Source organism: Streptomyces naganishii JCM 4654, assembly GCF_014650575.1.
In the GTDB taxonomy this organism is placed as follows: domain Bacteria; phylum Actinomycetota; class Actinomycetes; order Streptomycetales; family Streptomycetaceae; genus Streptomyces; species Streptomyces naganishii.
In genome coordinates this window covers 68,193-90,338 of the sequence record NZ_BMVF01000020.1, presented here as the reverse complement: position 1 = coordinate 90,338, position 22,146 = coordinate 68,193, and the positions used below count along the sequence as shown (strand labels likewise).

The window sequence follows — 22,146 nt, the reverse complement described above, 5'->3', positions numbered from 1 at the left end:
GCGGGCCATCGGCTTGCCGGCACATCGGCGTGTCGGCGTGTCGGCGTAACGGCGTAACGGCGCAAGGCGGACCGGGGGTTCGCGCCGTGCGGGTCAGTCCAGTACGGCGACGTCCGCCTCGTCGAACTCCACGCCCACCTCCTGTCCCACCTCCGGTGCCGCGCGCAGCGCGCAGGCCGCCTCCAGGCGAGGGGCCTGCCGCGGCTGCAGGTGGAGGGCCACATGGGTGCCCTTGAAGGTGCGGGCGGCGACCGTGCACCGCAGTCCCTCGTCCGCGGCGACCAGACGCACCCCGGCGGGCCGTACGAGCAGGGTGTGCGCGCCCTGCGGGGAGCCTTCGGGCACCGGCACCTTGCCCCAGGGCGTGAGCGCGGCCTCCCCGTCGACGACCGCGTCGACGACGTTCTCGAAGCCGAGGAAGCGGGCGACGAAGGCGTCCGCGGGCCGCTGCCACACCTCGAGCGGCGTACCCGACTGGGCGATCCGGCCGTCGCGCATCACCACCACCCGGTCGGCGAGCGCGAACGCCTCGCCCTGGTCGTGGGTGACGGCGAGCACGGTGGTGCCCAACCGCCCGAACAGCTCGCGCAGTTCGACCACGAGCCGTTCCCGCAGCGAGCGGTCGAGCTGGCCGAGCGGCTCGTCCAGCATCAGCAGCCGGGGCCGGGGCGCGAGGGCCCGGGCGAGCGCCACCCGCTGCTGCTCGCCGCCCGACAGCGACGCCACGGCCCGCGGGCCCGCGCCCGGAAGCCCTACCAGCTCCAGCAACTCCCCCACCCGGGCGGCGCGTTCGCTCCTCCCTGCGCCGTGCATGCGCAGTCCGAAGCCGACGTTTCCGGCCACGTCCCGCTGCGGGAACAGCTGGTGGTCCTGGAACATCAGCCCGACCTCGCGCCGGTGCACCGGCACCGCGGCCTGGTCGCGCCCGTCGAGCAGCACCCGCCCGCAGTCCAGCGGCTGGAGCCCGGCGACGGCCCGCAGCAGGGTCGACTTGCCGCTGCCGCTGGGGCCGAGCACGCACACGATCTCGTGCTCGGCCACGTCCAGGCCGACGGCGTCGAGCACGGCCCGCCCGCCGAAGCGCACGGTCGCGGCCTGAAGGCTCAGCAGCATCTAGAACTCCCCGCTCCGGTCGGTGCGCAGCCGCTCCAGGAGCAGCAGGGCCGCCGCGCACACCAGCATCAGAATCGTCGAAAGTGCCATCGCCTGGCCGTAGTTGAGGTCGCCGGGCCGGGAGAGCAGCCGCGCCACCGCGACCGGCAGCGTCGGGTTGCCGGGCCGCGCGATGAACACGGTCGCCCCGAACTCGCCCAGGGACACCGCGAAGGCGAAGCCGGCGGCGATGAGCAGGGCCCGCCGCACGATCGGCAGGTCCACCTCCCGCCACACCCGCCACGGCGACGCGCCGAGCACGGCGGCCGCCTCCCGCAGCCGCGCGTCCACCGCCCGCAGCACCGGCAGCATGGTCCGTACGACGAAGGGGACGCCGACCAGGGCCTGGGCGAGCGGGACCAGGATCCACGACTGGCGCAGGTCGAGCGGGGGCTTGTCCAGGGCGATCAGGAATCCGAAGCCGACGGTCACCGCGGACACGCCGAGCGGCAGCATCAGCAGCGCGTCGAAGGCCCGCACGAGGCGGCCCGCGTCGCGCCGGGCGAGCGCGGCGGCGGCCAGGGCGCCGATCACCACGGCGATGGCGGTGGCCGCGGCCGCATACGACAGGGAGGTGCCGATCGCGTCGACGGGCGCCACGAGGAAGGTGCCGCCGTCCGCACGGGTCAGCGCGCGGTAGTAGCCGAAGCCGGGCGCGGTGAGCGAGCGCTGCACGAGCACGGCGAGCGGCAGCACCAGGAGCACGGCGACGGTGCCGAGGACGCCGGCCAGCAGCGCCCACTGTCCCGCCCCGCGCGGCCGGCGTGCGGTGCGGGAGGCGTCCACGAGCCGCAGCGCGCTCTCCCGGCGCCGTACGGTCCAGGCGTGCACGACGAGGATCGCGCCCACCGCGAGGAACTGGACGATGGTGAGCACGGCGGCGGTGGACAGGTCGAACAGGTCGGAGGTCTGGCGGTAGATCTCCACCTCCAGGGTGGAGAAGGTGGGGCCGCCGAGGATCTGGACGATGCCGAAGGAGGTGAAGGTGAACAGGAAGACCATGAGGGCTGCGGCGGCGACCGCGGGCCCGAGCGCCGGCAGCGTGACCTTGCGCCAGGCCGCCAGCGGGGAGGCGCCCAGCATGCGGGCGGCCTCCTCCTGCCGGGGGTCGAGCTGCGCCCACAGCCCGCCCACGGTCCGTACGACGACGGCGTAGTTGAAGAAGACGTGGGCGAGGAGGATCGCCCACACGGTGGTGTCCAGCCGTACGCCCCACAGCTCGTCGAGCAGTCCGCCGCGGCCGACGAGCGCGAGGAAGGCGGTGCCGACCACGACGGTCGGCAGCACGAACGGCACGGTGACGACGGCCCGCAGGACGTGCCGGCCGGGGAAGTCCAGGCGGGCGAAGACGTAGGCGGCGGGCAGCGCGACGAGCAGGGTGAGCGCGGTGGAGGCCAGCGCCTGCCAGGTGGTGAACCACAGCACGTGCCGGATGCCGGGCTCGGCGAGCACGTCCGTGAGCGGCCCGAGGTGCCAGGCGCCGTCCGCCTCCAGGCCGCGCCGGAGGATGGCGGCCACGGGGTAGGCGAAGAACACCGCGAAGAACGCGACGGGCACGGTCAGGAGACCGAGCCGCGCCGCGCTCCCCCGGCGGCTGCCGGCGCGGCCCTTGCGGCGGGCTACTTCAGTACGAGTGACGTCCACGTCCTGACCCACTGGTCACGGTTGGCGGCGATCTTGCCGGGGGCCATGTTCTCGGGGTGCTTCGCCGGCGGCCCGTACTGGGTGAACTCGGCGGGCACGGCGGCGCCCTGCACCACCGGGTAGACGAACATGTTGAGCGGCATGTCCTCCTGGAACCGCTTGGAGATCAGGAAGTCGATGAACGCCTTGCCGCCCTTGGTGTTCTTCGCGTTGCTCAGCAGGCCGGCGAACTCGATCTGCCGGAAGCAGGTGCCGTCGGCGACGCCGGTGGGCGCGGTCTTCGGCCGGGGGTTTGCGTAGATCACCTCGGCGGGCGGCGAAGAGGCGTAGGACACGACGAGCGGCCGGTCGCCCTTGGCCTTCTTGCCGCCGGCGGAGCCGGAGAACTCCTGGTTGTAGGCCTGCTCCCAGCCGTCGACGACCTTGACGCCGTTGGCCTTGAGCTTCTTCCAGTAGTCCTGCCAGCCGTCGTCCCCGTACCGGGCGGCGCTGCCGAGGAGGAAGCCGAGGCCGGGCGAGGAGGTGGCGGCGTTCTCGGTGACCAGGAGGTTCTTGTACTGCGGCTTGACCAGGTCGTCGAGGGAGGCGGGCGGGGTCAGCTTGTGGTCGGCGAAGTACTTCTTGTCGTAGTTGACGCAGATGTCGCCGTAGTCGACCGGCGTGACCCGGTGCTTGTCCTTGTCGAGCTGGTAGGCGGCCTGGACCTGGCCGAGCCCCTTGGCCTCGTACGGCTGGAACAGGCCGTTGTCCAGGGCCCGGGAGAGCAGGGTGTTGTCGACGCCGAAGAAGACGTCGCCCTGCGGGTTGTCCTTGGTGAGGATGGCCTTGTTGACGGCCTGGCCGGCGTCGCCGTCCTTGAGGACCTTGACGGTGTAGCCGGACTCCTTCTCGAAGGCCGCGATGACGCTCTTGGACGCGGCCCACGAGTCGTGGCTGACCAGGGTCACCGTCCTGGACCCGGCGGACGAGGAGTCGGCCGTGCCGCCGCCGGAGCCGCACGCGGACAGCGTGACCAGGCCGAGCCCGGCCGCCACGGCGACGAACGTCTTGGTGTGCACTGGATTTTCCTCCTGGGGTTGACCAGGAAGAGACGCGGCCCTGCCCGGCATCCGCGCGGGATGCCGGGCAGGGCGCAACAGCTCGAGTGATGACCGAACTTCCTACCCAGAATGACCTGGGCGAGGTTCAGAGGGTCTGCGGCCAGGTTGCCGCACTCTCAGCGCTGTGGCGCTCCCCTGTCGGAATATGAAGATGTCGACAACGGGGTTCAGACTACCGCCCGCCGACCGCGGAGTTACAGCCCGCCCACCCCGCGGCTACCGCTCGGTGGCGGCCAGCTGCCCGCACGCCCCGTCGATCTCCTGCCCGCGGGTGTCGCGGACGGTCACCGGAACGCCGTGCGCGGCGATCGCCGCGACGAACGCCTTCTCGTCCTCGGGCCGCGAGGCGGTCCACTTGGAGCCGGGCGTCGGGTTGAGCGGGATCAGGTTGACGTGCACGGGCTTGCCCTTGAGGAGCCGGCCGAGCCGGTCGCCGCGCCACGCCTGGTCGTTGATGTCGCGGATGAGCGCGTACTCGATGGACAGCCGGCGTCCGGACCTGGCGGTGTACTCGAACCCGGCGTCCAGCACCTCGCGCACCTTCCACCGCGTGTTGACGGGCACGAGGGTGTCGCGCAGCTCGTCGTCGGGGGCGTGCAGGGAGATGGCCAGCCGGCACTTCAGGCCCTCGTCGGCGAACCGGTGGATCGCCGGGACGAGGCCCACGGTGGAGACGGTGATCCCGCGCTGGGAGAGACCGAGCCCGTCCGGCTCGGGGTCGGTCAGGGCGCGGATGGCGCCGATGACGCGGTTGTAGTTGGCGAGGGGCTCGCCCATGCCCATGAACACGATGTTGGACAGCCGCGCCGGGCCGCCGGGCACCTCGCCGTCGCGCAGTGCGCGCATGCCGTCGACGATCTGGTGCACGATCTCGGCGGTCGACAGGTTCCGGTCGAGACCGGCCTGCCCGGTGGCGCAGAACGGGCAGTTCATCCCGCACCCGGCCTGCGAGCTGATGCACATGGTGACCCGGTCCGGGTAGCGCATCAGCACGGATTCGACGAGCGTCCCGTCGAACAGCCGCCACAGCGTCTTGCGCGTGGTGCCCTGGTCGGTCGACAGATGCCGTACGACCGTCATCAGCTCCGGCAGCAGCGCCTCGCGCAGCCTGCCGCGCGAGGCGGCCGGGATGTCCGTCCACTGCTCCGGGTCGTGCGCGTAGCGCGCGAAGTAGTGCTGCGAGAGCTGCCTGGCGCGAAACGGCTTCTCCCCGATCGCGGCCACGGCCTCCTTGCGCTCGGCGGGCGAGAGATCGGCGAGATGCCGCGGCGGCTTCTTGGCACCGCGCGGCGCGACAAAAGTGAGTTCTCCGGGCTTGGGCATGGTGGTACCAGTGTCGCAGATCGACTTGGGTGACCTGGGGCTGTCGGCTGCTACGACTGTCGGCCCGTATCACTGCGCAAGTTTCATAGGTGGTGAGGTCACCGGAGCGGGCGTTCGCGTGCCACGATCTCCGCTGGGAGGTGCGATGAACTACGTGGTCCTGTCGGCGTTGACGGCCTTCGCTCTGGGCATGGTGGGGTTGGGCGTGACCGGACTCACCACCGGCTGGATCCACCCCTGGGAGCGAGGCCGGGTCCTGCGTCCCGTGCCCCACGGGTTCAGCCACATCTTTTCGGGGTGCGGCTTCTTCTGCTTCTGCGTGTTCTTCCTCTTCGCGTCGTCGGAAGACGTCTCGCTGAAGTGGCTCATAGTGCTTGCAGCGGGGGCAGTCCTCTTCTTGACCGGGATCGCCCTACGCGGCATGGCCGGCTTCCCGGACCGCTGATAGGGCTTGGGTGACCCCGAGCCCGTGGGGCCCGGGGTCGTGCGTCTCACCTGGGGGTGCGGGGCGGGCCGGGGTGCCGGTCAGGCTGAGCCTACGAAGGCGACCAGCAGGAGCCAGACCACCGGGGCGGTGGGCAGGAGGGAGTCCAGGCGGTCCATGATGCCGCCGTGGCCGGGGAGGAGGGTGCCCATGTCCTTGATGCCCAGGTCGCGTTTGATCATGGACTCGCCGAGGTCGCCCAGGGTGGCGCTGGCGGCGACCGCCAGGCCCAGGAGGAGTCCCTGCCACCAGGCGCCGCCGTCGATGAGGAACTGCATGCACAGGGCACCGGCCGCCATGGCGAAGGTGACCGCGCCGATCAGGCCTTCCCGGGTCTTGCCGGGGCTGATGCGCGGGGCGAGCTTGTGCTTGCCGAAGCGCCAGCCGACGGCGTAGGCGCCGGTGTCGCTGACGACCGTCAGGAGCAGGAAGGTCAGCACGCGGAACGGGCCGTCCCCGGCGGTGAGCATCATCGCCACGAAGGTGGCCAGGAACGGCACGTAGAACGCGGCGAAGACGCCCGCCGTGACGTCCTTGAGGTAGCCCTCCGGCGGTTCGGTCATGCGCCAGACCAGGACGGCGAGCGCGGTCAGCGCCATGGCCACCCAGGCCCCCTCGGCGCCCCGCACGTATCCGGCGACCACCATGGCCGCGCCGCCGATGGCGAGCGGTACCAGCGGCGCCTTGATGCCCTTGCGCTCCTGGAGCCGCTTGGTGAGCTCCCACAGGCCCACGACGACCGCGACCGCGATCACGCCGACGAACACGGCCTTGACGACGAACAGCGACGCGATGATCACGACGCCGAGTCCGACCCCGACTCCTATGGCAGCGCTCAGGTCGCGGCCCGCGCTCTTCTTCTGCGGGGCGGGCGCCTGCTGCGGGGCGTCGGGCATGGGCTCCGGATTCTGCGTCGCCGTCCCGTGGGCGGGGGGCGTGCGCGGCGGGTCGTAGGGCCACGGCTGCGGCGCCTCGTACGGCTGCTGGTGCGGCCCGGCGCCGTAGGCCTGCTGGTGCGTGTCGTACGGCTGCCGGTGCGCGCGTGTCTGCTGCTGCGGGGTGCCGTCGTGGAACAGGGGGCCGCCCGTCCGGGCGGCCCCCGGGTCGTCGTCCTGGGTGCCGCCGCCTGCGGGGTCGCCGGGCACGGCGGGCATGGGGCGGGTCTGCCCCCAGTACCCGGCCTGCTGCGGAGCTCCCCAGGAAGAGTCGTTCATCAGACCTCGAGCAGTTCCGCTTCCTTGTGCTTCAGCAGCTCGTCCACCTGCGCGACGTACTTCGCGGTGGTGTCGTCGAGCTCCTTCTCCGCGCGACGGCCCTCGTCCTCGCCGACCTCGCCGTCCTTGATCAGCTTGTCGATGGCGTCCTTCGCCTTGCGGCGCACGGAGCGGATGGACACCTTGGCGTCCTCGCCCTTGCCCTTGGCGACCTTGATGTACTCGCGGCGGCGCTCCTCGGTGAGCTCGGGGAACACCACCCGGATGATGTTGCCGTCGTTGCTCGGGTTGACGCCCAGGTCCGAGTCGCGGATCGCCTGCTCGATGTTGCGCAGCGCGGTCTTGTCGAACGGGGTCACGACCGCCATGCGCGGCTCCGGCACGGAGAACGAGGCCAGCTGGTTGATCGGCGTCGGCGCACCGTAGTAGTCGGCCACGATCTTGTTGAACATCGCCGGGTGCGCACGGCCGGTGCGGATCGCGGCGAAGTCCTCCTTGGCGACCACGACGGCCTTCTCCATCTTCTCCTCGGCCTCGAGGAGGGTCTCTTCGATCACCACTTGCTCCTGCGTGTCTTGAGTAGGCCCGGCCGCGGATCCCGTCGGGGCCCGGTGGCCGGCTTCGTCGCGTCTTCTTCCTGCACGGTTCCCGACCGGCAGGACATTGTCCATCCCCCGGTCCGGGTCCGTCCCGTCCGTCCCCCGGACAGGCGGCTTCCCGGCGGACCCTCGGTCCGGGGGCTGACCGGTCAGTCCCGGCCGGCCTGGTCACCCACAAGCGTGCCGATCTTCTCACCCTTGACGGCGCGGGCGATATTGCCCTCCTTCAGAAGCTCGAAGACGACGATGGGGAGCCTGTTGTCGCGGCAGAGCGTGATCGCCGTGGCGTCGGCGACCTTCAGGTCGCGGGTGATGACCTCGCCGTAGCCGAGCGAGTCGAACTTCACGGCGTCCGGGTTGGCCTTGGGGTCGGAGTCGTAAACCCCGTCGACCCCGTTCTTGCCCATCAGCAGCGCCTCGGCGTCGATCTCCAGGGCGCGCTGGGCGGCGGTGGTGTCGGTGGAGAAGTACGGCATGCCCATACCGGCGCCGAAGATGACCACGCGGCCCTTCTCCAGGTGGCGCACGGCACGCAGCGGGATGTACGGCTCGGCGACCTGGCCCATGGTGATGGCGGTCTGCACCCGGCTGTCGATGCCCTCCTTCTCCAGGAAGTCCTGGAGGGCGAGGCAGTTCATCACGGTGCCGAGCATGCCCATGTAGTCCGAGCGGGCGCGGTCCATGCCGCGCTGCTGGAGTTCGGCGCCGCGGAAGAAGTTGCCGCCGCCGATGACGACCGCGATCTGCGCGCCGTCCCGTACGACGGCGGCGATCTCACGGGCGATGGCGTGCACCACGTCCGGGTCGACGCCCAGGCCCCCGCCGCCGGAGAAGGCCTCTCCGGACAGCTTCAGCAGAAACCGGCCGGATACTTTGCCGTCGTCGCTCTTCTGGGCCTTGGTGGTCATGAGATCCCGCCTCTGTTACGTGGTGCACATGCGAAGAAGGCCATTGCCGGTGGGGCGTTTCGCATCCCATGCAGCGGCAATGGCCTCCTCGTCAGATCTGCCGTCGTCCGTCACGCGCGCGGGCGCCGTTCCGCGTACGCACGCGCGCGCCGACGACTGCTTACGACCCTATCCGGGTCGGGCGTGAGTCGCGGTACGGACTCAGATGCCGACCTTGATGCGCGTGAAGCGCTTCAGGGTGACACCGGCCTCGTCCAGGACCTTCTGGACCGACTTCTTGTTGTCGAGCGCGTACGGCTGGCCGAGCAGCGTGGCGTCCTTGAAGAAGCCGCCCAGGCGACCCTCGACGATCTTGGCGATCGCGGCCTCGGGCTTGCCCTCGGCGCGGGTGGTCTCCTCGGCGATGCGGCGCTCGGACTCGACGACCTCGGCCGGAACCTCGTCCTTGGAGAGGTACTTCGGCGCGAAGGCGGCGATGTGCTGCGCGACGCCCTTGGCGACCTCGGCGTTCGGCTTGTCGAGCTCGACGAGAACACCGATCTGCGGGGGCAGGTCGGGCATCGTGCGGTGCATGTACGCGGTCACGAAGCCGTCGGAGAACTGCGCGAAGCGGTCCAGGACGATCTTCTCGCCGAGGTTGGCGTTGGCCTCGTCCACGAACGCCTGGACGGTCTTGCCGGCCTCGATCTCGGAGGCGAGCAGGGCCTCGAGGTCGGCCGGGGAGGTCTTGGCGACGTGCTCGGCGATCGTCCTGGCGACGGCCTGGAACTTGTCGCCCTTGGCCACGAAGTCCGTCTCGCACTTCAGCTCGACGAGGACACCGGAGGAGTTGTCGTCGGCGATGATCGAGACCACGGCGCCGTTCTCGGCGGAGCGGCCCTCGCGCTTGGCGACGCCCTTCTGGCCCTTGATGCGCAGCGCCTCGACGGCCTTCTCGACGTTGCCCTCGGCCTCGTCCAGCGCCTTCTTGCAGTCCATCATGCCGGCGCCCGTGAGCTCACGAAGCTTCTTGACGTCGGCGGCGGTGTAGTTCGCCATGAGTCTGTGAATCTTTCTCGAAGTCTGGAAGATCGAAGATCAGGGGGCAGCGGGCCCCCCGCCCAGGAAGCGGGAGGGCGCTGACGCGCCGCTGACCTACGGGTGAACGGCGGGAGCGGACTTCATGCACCGCTCCCGCCGTCAACGGCTTCACGCCGACGGATCAGGCCTGCTCGCCCTCGGCGGCCGGGGCGGCCTCGGCGGCGGGGGCCTCGGCAGCGGGGGCCTCCGCAGCGGGGGCCTCCGCAGCGGGGGCCTCCGCAGCCGCGGCGGGAGCCTCGGCAGCGGCGTCGGCCGGCTTCTCGGCCTCGGCGGCCGGGGCCTCGTCGGCCTTCTTCTCGCCCTCGAGCAGGTCGCGCTCCCACTCGGCGAGCGGCTCGCCCGCGGCCTTCTCGCCCTTGTCACCGGCGGCGACACCGGAACGGGCGATGAGGCCCTCGGCGACGGCGTCGGCGATCACACGGGTGAGCAGGGTGACGGAGCGGATCGCGTCGTCGTTGCCCGGGATCTTGTAGTCGACCTCGTCGGGGTCGCAGTTGGTGTCGAGGATGGCGACGACCGGGATGTTGAGCTTGCGGGCCTCGCCGACCGCGATGTGCTCCTTCTTGGTGTCCACGATCCAGACGGCGCTCGGCACCTTCTGCATCTCGCGGATACCGCCGAGGGTCTTCTCCAGCTTGGCCTTCTCGCGGGAGAGGACCAGGAGCTCCTTCTTGGTCAGACCGGAGGCGGCGACGTCCTCGAAGTCGATCTGCTCGAGCTCCTTCAGGCGCTGCAGGCGCTTGTAGACGGTCGAGAAGTTGGTGAGCATGCCGCCCAGCCAGCGCTGGTTGACGTAGGGCATGCCGACGCGGGTGGCCTGCTCGGCGATGGCCTCCTGCGCCTGCTTCTTCGTACCGACGAACATGACCGTGCCGCCGTGGGCGACGGTCTCCTTGACGAACTCGTAGGCGCGGTCGATGTACGACAGCGACTGGAGCAGGTCGATGATGTAGATGCCGTTGCGCTCGGTGAAGATGAAGCGCTTCATCTTCGGGTTCCAACGGCGGGTCTGGTGACCGAAGTGGACGCCGCTCTCCAGCAGCTCCCGCATCGTGACGACGGCCATGGCCGTACTCTCCTTGAATTTCTCGGTTGTGCCGCGGATGCCGGACGGCTTCCGCGCCTGACGCCCGCGGTGCGCCGTGCCACGAGGGACCGAGGGGCGCTGACACCGACCGTCGCCGGTCGGGATGTCGGGGCGTGCGAAGTCGACCCGGTGACCCGGATCGCCACCAGAAGTGTACGGGACCCGGGAGGTGCCGGGTGACGCCGCTGTCCACAACGAGCGGGTTGTCCACAGGCCCCGGCACGATTCCGTGCGGTACGGGACCGTTGACCCATGTCTCGGACACGGACGAATCGATACGAACGGCGCCCTGTGCGACTGCCGGTGAGCGGTTGGGCGCGAGGGCGGCTCTGTCCACCCGCGGGGCTGGCGGAACTGACAGCGCTGACAGGGCTGGCAGGGCTGGTGGTGACGCTGGTCGCGCAACCACCCGGGAGGGGTGGAGGCGGGCCGGCTCCACCGCCCGCAGGGCGCGCTGTCGCGGCGGTGGCGTCGGGCGCCTCGCTCGCGGCGGATGCGGCGGATGCGGCGGTCACCGCGGTCACGAGGGGCGCGGGAGGTGCCGCGGGTGCGGACGGCGGTCCGGTGCCGGCGGTCGGGCGGGTGTGGCCGGTGGGGGCGCGCCCCCCGGTCCTGCGGGGCTGGGAGCCGCCGGCGACGGTTTACGGGCCCGGGCACAGGGGCGTCGACCTCGGCGCCGCCCCCGGCACTCCGGTACGGGCGGTGGCGGCGGGCCGGGTGTCCTTCGCCGGGCGGGTGGCGGGCAGGGGCGTGGTGTCGGTGGAACTCACGGGCACGGGCGACCCGCCCCTGCGGACGACCTACGAACCGGTCCAGGCGTCGGTGACCGACGGCCAGGAGGTGGCCGCCGGGGAAGTGATCGGCACATTGGAGGCGACGGGCTCGCACTGCGGGAGCGCCTGCCTGCACTGGGGCCTGCTGAGAGCGGAGACCTACCTGAACCCGCTCCTCCTGCTGCCCCCGTGGCTGCTGAACCCGGGGCCGCCGAGACTGCTGCCGGTACTGGGCGTGCCCCTGCCTCCGTGACGACGGCAGGGGCGGGGGTGGGGGTGGGCTGGGCGTGGGATGGGGGGCGGGGAAGGGCGGGAGGGGGGGAGGGGGGAGGGGGTCACCCCCGGATGCCTCGTAGGGCCATGGACACCGCGGCGTCGATGATGTCCGCGGGCGGTTCCGCGGCGCCGAGTTCGATGCGTCGTACGGCCGCGTCGACGACTCCCTGCAGCAGCATCGCCGCCAGTCGGGGCCTGCTGTGCCCGAGGTCGGCGAGTGCCTCCACGATCATGGCGATCAGGCCGCCGTGTGCCGCGCGGATCTTCTCGCGGGCACCGGCGTCCAGTTCGCTGGCCGAGATCGCCACGACGGCGCGGTGCCTGCGGTCGCCGACCAGTTCGAGCTGTGTGCGGACGTAGGCCTCGACCTTGGCCTCGGGTCCGCCGGCGGCGGCCATGACCGAGGCGACCTCCGCGGCCCACACCGGGAAGTCGACCTCGCACAGCTCCTCGACCACGGCGGCCCGGGAGCGGAAGTACTCGTACACCGACGAGCGGGCCAGGCCCGTGCGCTCGGCCAGGGCGGGGAACGTCAGGGCTTCCGTACCGCCCTCGGACAGCAGGGTGCGGGCCGCGTCCAGGAGGGCGGCCCGCTGCATCGACCGGTGCTCGGCCACGGAGGCCGCTCGAATCCTTGGCACGTCGACCACTTTACGGACCGGCCGTCCGCGACGGGAGCGACGGCGCTCACCGGCCGAAGCTCGCCAGCTTCGCGCGCAGCTGGAGCACCGACTTGGTGTGGATCTGGCTGACGCGGCTCTCGGTCACCCCGAGGACGTTGCCGATCTCGGCGAGTGTCAGGCCCTCGTAGTAGTACAGCGTGACGACGGTCTTCTCGCGGTCCGGGAGCGTGTTGATCGCGCGGGCGAGGAACCGCCGCAGTTCACGGTCCTCGGCGACCTCGACCGGGTTGTCGGCGGCCGTGTCCTCGAGGGTGTCCATGAAGCTCAGCCCGTCGCCGTCCTCGCCGCCGACGTGCAGGAGCTCCTCCAGGGCGACCACGTTGGCCAGCGACAACTGGCTGAAGACGGCGTGGAGTTCATCCACCGCGATGCCCATCTCGGCGGCGACCTCGACCTCGGTGGGGGTGCGCCGCAGCCGTGCCTCCAGCGTCGCGTACGCCCGCTCGACGTTGCGGGCCTTCTGCCGGACCGAGCGGGGGATCCAGTCCAGTGCGCGCAGTTCGTCGATCATGGCGCCGCGGATCCGGGTGATCGCGTAGGTCTCGAACTTGATCTCCCGGTCGACGTCGAACTTCTCGATGGCGTCGATGAGCCCGAAGACTCCGGAGGAGACGAAGTCGGCCTGTTCCACGTTGGGCGGCAGTCCGACGCTGACCCGGCCGGCCACGTATTTGACCAGCGGTGAGTAGTGCAGGATCAGCTGTTCCCTCAGCCGTTCGTCCCCCGTCGCCTTGTACGACCGCCACAGCTCGTCGAGCGTCGAGGGAGCGGGCGGCCGCACGCTGCCACCGTCACGGGCGGCTGGGGGGATCGCCGCCCGGTCGGGCCCGGAGGTGTGCTGGGGCATTCGTCGCCTTGTGCCGTTCTGCCGTGGTGTGGGGCGTCTGGGTGGGCTGTCGGTCTGGTCGGGATCGGGTCGGGATCGGGGTCTTTGGTGTCGGAACCACGTGAGCGTAGCGTGACTGGAGTGTCGCGGTGCGCGAACGGCGGGGCGCGGGGCGTGCGCAGATTCGTTCCGTGGGGCGTCCCGTCGCGTCATGTCCGTCACGCTCAGTGACCTGCGGGACTCCCAACTGCGGGAATTCCCGCAGGCGTCGGCGTTCCCCCGTACGGCCGAACACGCTCGGTCAACACCCGTCCCGACCCGTGCGGGACGAGATCATCGCCTGGCGTGTCAACTTCCATCCCTCGCCGTGTCGTTCGACGTAACCAAGTGATCGGAGTTCGTACAGCCTCGCGATGGCGTCGTCGGCCGTCGTGCCGGCCCCGCGTGCGATCTCGTGCGCCGTGGCCGGGCCGCGTGCGGGCAGGGCGGCCAGGACGTGTCTGGCGTCGGGGGCGAGCAGGTCGCGCGGGAGTACGGGGCCGCGCCGGTCCGGGGCGAGTTCGCCCATGTCGCCGACGAGTTCGATCACTTCCTCGGCGTCGGTGACCAGGGTGGCTCCGCCGCGCAGGAGTTCGTGAACGCCGGCGGAGAGTGCGCTGGTGGCCGGTCCGGGCACGCCCATGGTGTGCCGGCCCAGGCGTTGTGCGGCCCGGGCGGTGACCAGTGATCCGCTGCGGTAGGCGGCTTCGACGACCACGGTGCCGCGAGTGAGGGCCGCGATGACCCGGTTGCGGACGATGAACCGGCTGGGGGTCGGGTGGTCGCCGGGCGGCAGCTCCCCCACCACCACGCCTTGTCGGGCGATGCGGTCGATGAGTTCCGTGTGCCCGCGCGGGTACGGCCGGTCGACCCCGCAGGCCAGTACGGCGACGGTGGCGCCGCCGCTGCCCAGGGTGCCGCGGTGGGCGGCGCCGTCGACTCCGTAGGCGCCGCCGGACACCACCACCCAGCCGCGTTCGGCGAGGCCGGCGGCGAGGGTGGCGGCCATGTGGGCACCGTACTCGGTGCAGGCACGGGCGCCGACCAGGGCGACCGAGCGCAGTGCCCATATGCGCAGGCTGGGGCCGCCGCGCACCCACAGTCCGGTGGGGCGGGCGTCGCCGAGGTCGTCGAGCTGGGCCGGCCACTCGGTGTCGCCGGGCCGCAGGAAGCGGACGCCGGTGTCCCGGGCGGCGGCCAGGTCGCGGGCGGGGTCGGCCCGCGCGGCCCGCGCGCACAGGCCCGCCCACCGCTTCTGGGACACCCCGGGAAGCGGGAGCCTGCCCTCTCGCAGCCGCCGGGCGACGTGGACGGCGCCGAGTTCGCGCAGCCAGCGGCCGCCGACGGTGTCGCCGGGTTCGAGCACCCGGCTGAGGAAGACGCGGGCGAGGAGTTCGGCATCGTCGTCGTGCGCGCCGCCGGTGCCATGGGCGCCGTTCACGGCGTCCGCACCGCTCACGCCGTGCGCGCCGCCGGCGCCGTCGCGGGTGCCGTGGACGCCGCCGGTGCCGTCGGTACCGCTCACGCCGTGCGCGCCGCCGGCGCCGTTCACGGCGGCCGTGCCGTCCGCGCGTCCCGGGTACTGCCGGATGGCGGACTCCCCCGGTTCGCCCGTGCGGTCCGCGGCCGGGCGCGCGGTGCCGTCCTGGGCTGCGCCGTTCGGTCCGGTCATGCCGGGGCTCCGATCGACATGGGCACGCCGCGCGGGACGCCGGTGCGCAGTTGCAGTGCCAGGGCGACGTCGGTGGCGTCCGGCCGGTCGTGGCCGGTGAGGTCGGCGACGGTCCAGGCGACCCGCAGCACCCGGTCCAGGCCGCGGGCGGTGAGGACGCCGCGCTCCAGGTTGCGTTCGGCCTCGTCCATGGCGCCGGGCAGCGCCTGCCAGCGGCTGCGCAGTTCGCGCCCGGGGATCTCGCTGTTGGTCCGCCAGGGGGTGCCCGCGAGCCGTGCCGCGGCCCGTTCGCGTGCGGCGCGCACCCGGCCGGCGACCGTCGCGGTGGATTCGCCACGGCTGCCGCGCGCGGCCAGTTGGGATCGGGTGACCGGGTCGGCCTCGACCCGCAGGTCGACCCGGTCGAGGAGGGGGCCGGACAGGCGTGCCTGGTAGCGGCGGATGGCGGAGGGCGGGCATTCGCACAGGGAGTCGCGCTGCGAGAAGCGGCCGCAGGGGCAGGGGTTGGCGGCGAGCACCATCAGGAACCTGGCGGGGAACCGCACCACTCCGGCGCTTCGGGCGATCACCACGTGCCCGGCCTCCAGTGGCTGCCGCAGGGCGTCCAGGGCGCGGCTGCTGAATTCCGGCGTCTCGTCGAGGAAGAGCACGCCGCGGTGGGCGAGGGAGACGGCTCCGGGGCGGGCGATGCCGGGGCCGCCGCCGACGAGGGCCTGCATGGTGGCCGAGTGGTGCGGGGCGCAGTAGGGGGCGAGGTCGATCAGGGGTTTGCCCGGTGGCAGGAGTCCGGCCACGGAGTGGACGGCGGTGACTTCGAGGGATTCCTGCCGGTCGAGCGGGGGCAGTACGGCGGGCAGCCGCTCGGCGAGCATGGTCTTGCCGGCGCCGGGTGGTCCTTCGAGGAAGAGGTGGTGTCCTCCTGCGGCGGCGACTTCGACGGCCGTGCGCGCGGAGTGCTGGCCGACGACGTCGGCGAGGTCGTGTCCCTGGTCGTGCTGGGCGGCGCCGAGGCTGCGCATGCCGGTGGCGGCGCCGGTGCCGGGTACGCGCAGGCCGGCCAGGAGGGGGTCGGGGCGGCCCTGGTCGTCCGGGTCCTCCTCGGGTACGGGTTCGTCGGCGAGTACGGCGATCAGCTGCCGGAGGCTGCGTACGCCGAGTACGGAGACGCCGGGGACGAGTGAGGCTTCGGCGGCGGCGCATTCGGGGACGACGACCTGTTCGTAGCCCGCGTCGGCGGCGGCCAGTACGGCGGGCAGGATGCCGCGCACGGGGCGGACCCGTCCGTCGAGGCCCAGTTCGCCGATCATGACGATGTCGGCGAGGACGCGGGGGTCGATGCGTTCGGCGGCGCCCAGGACGGCGCAGGCGACGGCGAGGTCGAAGCCGCTGCCGCCCTTGGGCACCGAGGCGGGGCTGAGGCCGACCGTGAGCTTCTTCTGGGGCCACTCGCCGCCGGAGTTGACGACGGCGGCCCTGACCCGGTCGCGGCTCTCGGTGAGGCTCTTGTCGGGCAGTCCGACCAGGGTGAAGGCGGCGACGCCGGGTTCGAGGTCGGCCTGGACCTCGACGACGACGCCCTCGACGCCGACGAGGGCCACGGAGCACGTGCGCGCGAATCCCATCAGGCGGCCCCCCTGACGTGCTCGACGACGGGTGCTCCGCGCCGGGGCAGCAGGATGCCGACGAGGTCGATGCGGACGCCGCCGGGGGGTGCCCCGCCGTGGGCCTGGATCCAGCGTTCGGCGAGGCCGCGCAGCCGCTGGGCCTTTTCCGCGGTGACGGCGGCCATGGGGTGCTGGAAGGTTCCCGCCCTGCGGGTCTTGACCTCGCAGACGACGAGGACGTCTCCGTCGCGGGCGACGATGTCGATCTCGCCGGTCCTGCCGCAGCGCCAGTTGCGCTCCAGGACCGTCATGCCGGTCTGGGCCAGCCGGCGGGCGGCCAGCCCCTCTCCGTACCTGCCGAGCGCGCTGCGCGCCTGATGTGTGTGCATGTCGGCACCACCTCCGGCGCCAACGGTCACGCATCCGGCCCGCCTGAGTGGATCTTGGTGGGTTACTCACCGGTTGTGGACAACTTCGCCACCCACACGAGTGAAAATCCCTCAGGCGTTCCCAGGCCCGGGGCGGCCTCAGCCGCCCGGCAGCTCCAGGTCGCTCTTGTTCAGCTCCTCGATGTTCACGTCCTTGAACGTGAGGACACGCACCTGCTTCACGAAGCGGGCCGGCCGGTACATGTCCCAGACCCAGGCGTCCGCCATGGACACCTCGAAGAACACCTCGCCCTGGACCGAGTGGACCTGCATCTCGTAGTCGTTGGTGAGGTAGAAGCGCCGCTCGGTCTCGATCACGAATTTGAACAGACCGACGACATCGCGGTACTCCCGGTAGAGCTTCAGCTCCATCTCGGTCTCGTACTTCTCGAGGTCCTCGGCGCTCATGGCATGTTCCCCTTCAGCCGTGCGGTCCCACCATTGTGCGCCAGTCCCGTGGGGCCCTAGACGATTTCGGTGTCCAGGGTCACCGGCCCGGCCGGGGGACCATCGTCGAGCAGCCTCCGCAGCAGCTCGGCGAGTCTGGTCGGATACACCGTCTCATGTGACCGGGTCAGTTCCCGGCACGTCCACCAGCGTGCTCCGGCGACACTGCGCCGCTCCAGCTCGGTGAGCGCGGTGGCCCCGGTCGCCGTCCGGGTCGTACGGGCCAGGTAGTACCACTCGTCCTGGTCCCAGCGTCGCCCCGCGAACGGGAACGAGCAGCGGCGCCGCCACAGCACCGGGCCCAGCTCGACCTCGGTGATGCCGGTCTCCTCGGCGAGTTCCCGCACGGCGGCCTCCTCCCGCGTCTCGTCGCCCTCGAGGCCGCCGCCGGGCGTGAACCACCAGTCGTCCGCCGGATCGTCCGGCTCGTGACCGTGCAGCAGCAGGATGCGGTCGGCGGGGTCGAGCAGCACCACCCGCGCCACCTTGCGCGGCTCACCCGCGCCCTCGGCGGCCTCGACGGCCACGCCACCCGCCCCGCTCGGCACCTCCGGCGTCACCTCCGCAGGCCCCGGCGTCACCTCAGCGGGCCCCCGCGGCACCTCCGCAGGTCCCTGGGGCATTGCCGGCCCGTGCGCCGCCTCAGCGGGCACGTGCGGGCTCCGTCCCGGCGCGGCCGCGGGAGGCGCCCACGCGCTTGGCGATCGGGCCGTAGGCGCCGCCCGCGAGGACGAGGACGGCCCCGGCGACGATCAGCAGGACGATCGTGCGCAGCGGGCCCGGCTGGGACAGGGTGCCGAGCGCCTCGAAGCCCGTGGGGCGCTCCAGCATGCCCTTCGCGGGCCAGACGACGGCGTCGACCCTGGCGGTCACGTCGGCGCGCGCGACGGTGCCCTTGGCCCCGTCGTCGAGGTGGGCGGTGGAGTCCAGCGAGCCCTGGCGTTCGTCGCCGAGCAGGAACAGGCGGCCGGCGGGCACCTCGACCGTGGGGAAGTTCTTGATCTCGGCGGCGCCGCCCTTCAGGTACGGCTCGTCGATCTCCTTGCCGTTGACGGTGAGCTTGCCGTTCTTGCAGCAGGAGACCGTGTCGCCGCCGACCGCGACCACGCGCTTGACCACGGGCGCGTTCTGCACCCAGGACTTGTCGGTGAAGACGACCACGTCACCGCGGCGCACCTGGTCGCCGTCGACGCGCTGGGCCAGTACCCGGTCGCCCATGTCGATCGTCGGCGTCATCGAACTGGTGGGCACGGTGTACGGCCGGTAGACCACCGCAGCCCACGCGAACCCGCCGAGGAACAGCACCAGACCCAGCGCCACGGCCAGCCCGGACAGCCGCTGTCCGGTTCTGCCGCCCGCCGGGCCCCTGCCTGTGCCGCCGCTGCGCGGGGCCGTACGCGTCGTGCTCTCGCCACCCATGGACCCGCACCCTACCCGGCGGTACCGAAACGGGGCAGCCCCCCTTTCGGGGGCGGAGCCGGAAGTTCCACCAGGACTTCACAAGGGCGCCCGGGCCCAGGTCCGGCCCAGCACCGGCGGTCCGGCTCGGCACCCCCGGGCAGGCTCACTGCCCCCGGGCGGGCTCAGCGGCTGCCGGTGGCCGTCGTGGGCGTGCCCGTCCCGGTCTCGGCCTTCAGGGACCGCCTGCGCCGCCACAGCGCCACGGGTACGACCGCGGTGAGGGCCACGCCCTGCGGGGCGACCGTCAGGGCGCCGGACGCGGAGGACTGCTGCCCGATGCCCTGCTGGCCGAAGGTGTCCGGCACGGGCAGGGTGCCCCAGCGGTTGATGGGCCAGGCGCGGACGATGGCGCGGCCGACGACGTCCTTGACCGGGACCATGCCGTGGTGCTTGTCGGTCTGGTTGTAGCGCGAGTCCCGGGAGTTCTGCCGGTGGTCGCCCATGACCCAGATGTAGCCCTTGGGGACCTTGACCTTGAACTGGCCGCCCTGGTCGTCGTAGCTGCACGGCGTGTTGCCCGGGTAGACGTAGTCGCCCTCGTTCAGCGCCTTGCCGTTGACCATGAGCGGGCCGGTGCCCTTGCACTCGACGGTGTCGCCGCCGACGCCGACGACGCGCTTGATGAGGTCCTTCTCCTCGGCGGACGGCATCAGGCCGATCCAGCTGAGCACCGTCTGCACGGCGTTGGGCTTGGCCGTCGGCTCGCCGGCCAGCCAGTCGTCCGGGTCGTGGAAGACGACGACCTCGCCCCGCTCGGGCTGGGAGCCGAACCACGGGGTCAGCTTGTCGACGAGGACGCGGTCGCCGCGCTGGAGGGTGTCCTGCATCGAGTCCGAGGGGATCGAGAACGCCTGGACGAGGAAGGTCTTGATCAGCAGCGCCAGTACCAGCGCGATGCCGATCAGGATGGGCAGCTCCTTCCAGAAGGAGCGGGGCTGCTTCGTTTTGGTGGTGCTGCCGCCGTCTGCCCGGTCACCGCTGTCGTTGTGCTCCGTCACCCTGCCGTCCTCGGCTGCTTCGCTCTCACTCCCGGAGGTCACGACGTCGGCCGCGGCGGGGTCCGCCGCTTCCACGGGGTGTCCGCGGTGTTCCTCGCCGTCGTTGCCGGACCGTGCGCCAACCGCCACGTCCCCCACGCCAACTCCTTACTCCGTGCCGCCGCCCGCGCCGTGCCCGGCGCAGGCCCACCACTCCCATAACGAGCGGGAGTTCCGCAGGGCTCGGGAGCTGAACCGATCCGTTCGGATGGTCCTGGGCAACCCTATGCGACAGCCGGTCGGCGGCGGCCGACCCGGAGGCCGCGTCGGACACGGAGGAGAAGGTCCGGGGTTCCTGGAGCCTGGTCCAGTGGCCCACCGGCCAGCCGACGACCATGGCCCGGCCGACCACGGAATTCAGGGAGACGGTGCCGCCGTAGGCCGTGTTCTGGTGGGCGCGGGAGTCCGCCGAGTTGCCGCGGTGGTCGCCCATGACCCACAGCCGGCCCTTGGGCACGGTGATGTCGAAGGGCGTGTCGGAGGGGGCGTTGCCCGGGTAGAGGTAGTCACCCTCGTTCAGGGGAACGCCGTTGACGGTGACGCGGCCCTGGGCGTCGCAGCACTTGACGTGGTCGCCGCCGACGCCGACGACGCGCTTGATGAGGTCCTTCTCGTTGTCGGAGGGCAGCAGGCCGATGAAGGTGAGGCCTTCCTTGATCTGCTTGACGACCACCGGGTCGTTCTTCTTGGTGGTCTGCTCGCCCGCGAGCCAGCCGCCGGGGTCGTGGAAGACGACGACGTCCCCGCGGTGCGGTTCGGAGCCGAACCACGGGGTGAACTTGTCGACCAGGACCCGGTCGCCGATCCGGATGGTCTGCTCCATGGAGCCGGAGGGGATGACGAACGCCTGCACCAGGAAGGTCTTGAGTACGAGCGCGATGAGTACGGCGACGCCGACCAGGAGCGGTATCTCGCGGACGGCGGAGCGCCTGCGCTTGCGCTTGACCTTGCGCTGGAGCTTGCGCCGTTCCGCGCGGGTGCGGCCGCCGGCCGGGCTGGAGGCGCGCCGGGCCCCGGTGGGCAGGAGGTCCTCGGCGGCGCTGACCGGCGCGCCGCGCGGCTTGCCGCGGTTACCCATGGGCACCGCCGGCGCGAGCGGGACCGCCGGCCCCCTGGGCGGCGGGTACGCGCGCGTAGGCGTCCGGGCGGGTGAGGTGGGTCCAGTGGCCGACGGGCCAGGCGATCCAGTCCGCGCGGCCGATCACGTCGCCGACCGGGATCATGCCGCCGCCCGGTGAGCCGAGGTGGTCGCGGGAGTCGCTGGAGTCGCTGCGGTGGTCGCCGAGGACGAACAGGGTGCCGTCGGGGACGACGACGTCGAAGGGCACCGTGGAGGGCTTGTCGCCGGGGTGGAGGAATGTCGACTCGTCGACCGACCGGCCGTTCACCCGGATCCTCCCCTCCTTGTCGCAGCAGACCACGCGGTCTCCCCCTACACCCACAACGCGTTTGACGTAGTCGGCGTCCCCGAAGTACCCGCTGCCGTCGAACACGACGACATCGCCGCGCCGCGGCGCGGCACCGAAACGGTACGCCAACTTATTTACGAGAACGCGGTCCCCGATCCTCAACGCGTTCTCCATGGATCCGCTCGGGATCTGGAACGGCTGCACCACGAAAGTGTTGAGGAGGAGCAAAAGGGCCAGGCAGATCAGCGCGGTCAGGGTGATCCGCCCGCCGGGCAGCCAGTCCGTGATCCGTGCCACCGACGCGAAACGCGACCGCCCTTCCGGCCCCTTCGGGTCCGGAGCCCGGTGAGGTCCGGCGCCGGAGGGGCGGAAGGAGCGGTCGCGCTCCGTGTGCTGTGCTTCGGTGTCCATCGGGGCGGAATGCTATCCCGCCCCGGTGTGGATCCCGGAAGGCGCTCAGTTCTCGCGCTTCTCCTTGATCTTCGCGGCCTTGCCGCGCAGCTCACGGAGGTAGTACAGCTTGGCGCGGCGCACGTCGCCGCGGGTCACGAGTTCGATCTTCTCCACGATCGGGGTGTGCACCGGGAAGGTGCGCTCGACGCCGACGGAGAAGGAGACCTTGCGGACCGTGAAGGTCTCGCGCACGCCGGAACCCTGGCGGCGGATCACCACACCCTTGAACTGCTGCACACGGGAGCGGTTGCCCTCGATGACGCGGACGTGCACGTTGACGGTGTCACCCGGGCGGAAGGCCGGGATGTCCTGACGCAGTGACGCGGCGTCGACGGTGTCGAGCAGGTGAGACATTTCGTCTGCTTTCTTCGCTGATGCCACAGGTCATCAACGGGAACTAGGTGTTCGGGATCTGCGCTGTGCCCGTCGGGGCGGACGTCGTGTCCC

Annotated in this window: 23 protein-coding genes; 2 read left to right on the top strand and 21 right to left on the bottom strand. The window is 71.7% G+C overall.

The features are described from left to right. Window positions 1-93: 93 nt before the first annotated feature. The 4 genes from IE217_RS28750 to rlmN form a co-directional block, all read right to left on the bottom strand. Window positions 94-1,113 (bottom strand): ABC transporter ATP-binding protein, encoded by a 1,020-nt coding sequence (locus IE217_RS28750; RefSeq protein ID WP_190180868.1) that lies wholly within the window; start codon window positions 1,111-1,113, stop codon window positions 94-96. Beyond that, a complete protein-coding gene (locus IE217_RS28745; RefSeq protein ID WP_190180867.1) occupies window positions 1,114-2,796 on the bottom strand; it encodes an ABC transporter permease in 1,683 nt (560 codons plus the stop codon). Further along, complete coding sequence (locus tag IE217_RS28740; protein WP_190180866.1) at window positions 2,772-3,854, bottom strand: thiamine ABC transporter substrate-binding protein; 1,083 nt, start codon at window positions 3,852-3,854, stop codon at window positions 2,772-2,774. The genes IE217_RS28745 and IE217_RS28740 overlap by 25 nt, the downstream gene beginning before the upstream one ends. Window positions 3,855-4,112: 258 nt before the next feature. Continuing rightward, complete coding sequence (gene rlmN, locus IE217_RS28735; RefSeq protein WP_190180865.1) at window positions 4,113-5,219, bottom strand: dual-specificity RNA methyltransferase RlmN; 1,107 nt, start codon at window positions 5,217-5,219, stop codon at window positions 4,113-4,115. A 10-nt stretch (window positions 5,220-5,229) separates the two neighbouring features. On the opposite strand from rlmN, the gene IE217_RS28730 reads away from it, so the two are divergent. Beyond that, window positions 5,230-5,664, top strand: a complete 435-nt coding sequence (locus IE217_RS28730; protein ID WP_190180864.1) for a hypothetical protein — start codon at window positions 5,230-5,232, stop codon at window positions 5,662-5,664. Window positions 5,665-5,744: 80 nt separating this feature from the next. Here IE217_RS28730 and IE217_RS28725 read toward each other — a convergent pair whose 3' ends face one another. From IE217_RS28725 to rpsB, 5 genes are all read right to left on the bottom strand, one after another. After that, on the bottom strand, window positions 5,745-6,917 hold the full coding sequence (locus tag IE217_RS28725; RefSeq protein ID WP_190180863.1) for a phosphatidate cytidylyltransferase: 1,173 nt from the start codon (window positions 6,915-6,917) through the stop codon (window positions 5,745-5,747). After that, on the bottom strand, window positions 6,917-7,474 hold the full coding sequence (gene frr, locus IE217_RS28720; protein ID WP_064537659.1) for a ribosome recycling factor: 558 nt from the start codon (window positions 7,472-7,474) through the stop codon (window positions 6,917-6,919). Before frr ends, IE217_RS28725 begins: the two co-directional genes overlap by 1 nt. A gap of 191 nt (window positions 7,475-7,665) precedes the next feature. Then, complete coding sequence (pyrH, locus tag IE217_RS28715) at window positions 7,666-8,424, bottom strand: UMP kinase (protein ID WP_190180862.1); 759 nt, start codon at window positions 8,422-8,424, stop codon at window positions 7,666-7,668. Between the two features lie 201 nt (window positions 8,425-8,625). Continuing rightward, window positions 8,626-9,462 carry a translation elongation factor Ts gene (gene tsf / locus IE217_RS28710; RefSeq protein WP_190180861.1) on the bottom strand — a complete coding sequence of 279 codons (837 nt, stop codon included), beginning with the start codon at window positions 9,460-9,462 and terminating at the stop codon, window positions 8,626-8,628. Window positions 9,463-9,625: 163 nt separating this feature from the next. After that, entirely contained in the window at window positions 9,626-10,570 is a 945-nt protein-coding gene (gene rpsB, locus IE217_RS28705) for a 30S ribosomal protein S2 (protein ID WP_190180860.1), read from the bottom strand. Window positions 10,571-11,155: 585 nt separating this feature from the next. Here rpsB and IE217_RS28700 point away from each other — a divergent pair. After that, entirely contained in the window at window positions 11,156-11,617 is a 462-nt protein-coding gene (locus IE217_RS28700) for a murein hydrolase activator EnvC family protein (protein ID WP_373298153.1), read from the top strand. Window positions 11,618-11,699: 82 nt separating this feature from the next. On the opposite strand, the gene IE217_RS28695 is transcribed toward IE217_RS28700, so the two are convergent. The 12 genes from IE217_RS28695 to rplS all read right to left on the bottom strand — a co-directional run bounded on the left by IE217_RS28695 (window position 11,700) and on the right by rplS (window position 22,053). Beyond that, window positions 11,700-12,257 (bottom strand): TetR/AcrR family transcriptional regulator, encoded by a 558-nt coding sequence (locus tag IE217_RS28695; RefSeq protein ID WP_190180899.1) that lies wholly within the window; start codon window positions 12,255-12,257, stop codon window positions 11,700-11,702. Window positions 12,258-12,327: 70 nt separating this feature from the next. After that, window positions 12,328-13,170: an RNA polymerase sigma factor WhiG gene (gene whiG / locus IE217_RS28690; protein WP_190180858.1), complete on the bottom strand. Its 843-nt coding sequence runs from the start codon at window positions 13,168-13,170 to the stop codon at window positions 12,328-12,330. A 280-nt stretch (window positions 13,171-13,450) separates the two neighbouring features. Then, window positions 13,451-14,740, bottom strand: coding sequence for a DNA-processing protein DprA (dprA, locus tag IE217_RS28685; protein ID WP_373298154.1), 1,290 nt, complete (start codon window positions 14,738-14,740; stop codon window positions 13,451-13,453). A 116-nt stretch (window positions 14,741-14,856) separates the two neighbouring features. Beyond that, a complete protein-coding gene (locus IE217_RS28680; protein ID WP_190180857.1) occupies window positions 14,857-16,482 on the bottom strand; it encodes a YifB family Mg chelatase-like AAA ATPase in 1,626 nt (541 codons plus the stop codon). Then, complete coding sequence (locus tag IE217_RS28675) at window positions 16,482-16,883, bottom strand: YraN family protein (protein ID WP_190180856.1); 402 nt, start codon at window positions 16,881-16,883, stop codon at window positions 16,482-16,484. The genes IE217_RS28680 and IE217_RS28675 overlap by 1 nt, the downstream gene beginning before the upstream one ends. A gap of 108 nt (window positions 16,884-16,991) precedes the next feature. Next, on the bottom strand, window positions 16,992-17,300 hold the full coding sequence (locus IE217_RS28670; protein WP_043444228.1) for a DUF2469 domain-containing protein: 309 nt from the start codon (window positions 17,298-17,300) through the stop codon (window positions 16,992-16,994). A gap of 56 nt (window positions 17,301-17,356) precedes the next feature. After that, entirely contained in the window at window positions 17,357-17,962 is a 606-nt protein-coding gene (locus IE217_RS28665) for an NUDIX hydrolase (protein WP_373298152.1), read from the bottom strand. A gap of 19 nt (window positions 17,963-17,981) precedes the next feature. After that, complete coding sequence (gene lepB, locus IE217_RS28660; protein ID WP_190180855.1) at window positions 17,982-18,758, bottom strand: signal peptidase I; 777 nt, start codon at window positions 18,756-18,758, stop codon at window positions 17,982-17,984. Window positions 18,759-18,922: 164 nt separating this feature from the next. Beyond that, entirely contained in the window at window positions 18,923-19,936 is a 1,014-nt protein-coding gene (gene lepB, locus IE217_RS28655) for a signal peptidase I (RefSeq protein WP_190180854.1), read from the bottom strand. Next, a complete protein-coding gene (gene lepB, locus IE217_RS28650; RefSeq protein WP_190180853.1) occupies window positions 19,824-20,915 on the bottom strand; it encodes a signal peptidase I in 1,092 nt (363 codons plus the stop codon). Before lepB (IE217_RS28650) ends, lepB (IE217_RS28655) begins: the two co-directional genes overlap by 113 nt. Continuing rightward, entirely contained in the window at window positions 20,908-21,657 is a 750-nt protein-coding gene (lepB, locus tag IE217_RS28645; protein ID WP_190180852.1) for a signal peptidase I, read from the bottom strand. Before lepB (IE217_RS28645) ends, lepB (IE217_RS28650) begins: the two co-directional genes overlap by 8 nt. A gap of 45 nt (window positions 21,658-21,702) precedes the next feature. Next, window positions 21,703-22,053 carry a 50S ribosomal protein L19 gene (rplS, locus tag IE217_RS28640; protein WP_189709061.1) on the bottom strand — a complete coding sequence of 117 codons (351 nt, stop codon included), beginning with the start codon at window positions 22,051-22,053 and terminating at the stop codon, window positions 21,703-21,705. Between the last annotated feature and the right edge of the window lie 93 nt (window positions 22,054-22,146).